Origin of the sequence: Photorhabdus viridis (assembly GCF_040256935.1) — a bacterium.
GTDB lineage: Bacteria > Pseudomonadota > Gammaproteobacteria > Enterobacterales > Enterobacteriaceae > Photorhabdus > Photorhabdus viridis.
Map to the genome: position 1 here is coordinate 1 of NZ_JBEJZY010000295.1, position 409 is coordinate 409.

Sequence of the window (409 nt, forward strand, 5' to 3'; positions counted from 1 at the left end):
CAGGTGATGTTTGCCTGGCAGAGCACGGAGGGGACGGAATGGCAATTACCGGGGCTGGCGGTGTCACCGGTTAATCAAGCCTTTGATGTTGTTAAGTTTGATCTTGAACTGAGCCTGTCAGAAGAGGCGGGCGGGATTGTCGGTGCGCTGAATTATGCCTCGGCGCTGTTTGATGCCTCGACCATGGCGCGACAGGTAGGATATCTGCACGCGGTGCTGCAAGCGATGATCGGGCAGGCTCAACAGCCGGTTGGGCAGATTGATATCCTGGCGCCGGCGGAGCGCAGGTTGTTGCTGGAAACCTGGAATGCCACGGAAATCGCCTATCCTGAGCAATTGTGCATTCATCAGTTGTTTGAACAGCAGGTGGCGAAAACGCCTGACGCGATAGCATTAGTCTATGAAGAGC

The 409-nt window shown here is 55.5% G+C and carries 1 protein-coding gene; it reads left to right on the forward strand.

Annotation, left to right across the window (positions count from 1 at the left end; all coding sequences use genetic code 11):
* Positions 1-409 (forward strand): condensation domain-containing protein (locus ABR397_RS23435; protein WP_350307795.1); only part of this gene is annotated, 409 nt, incomplete at both ends.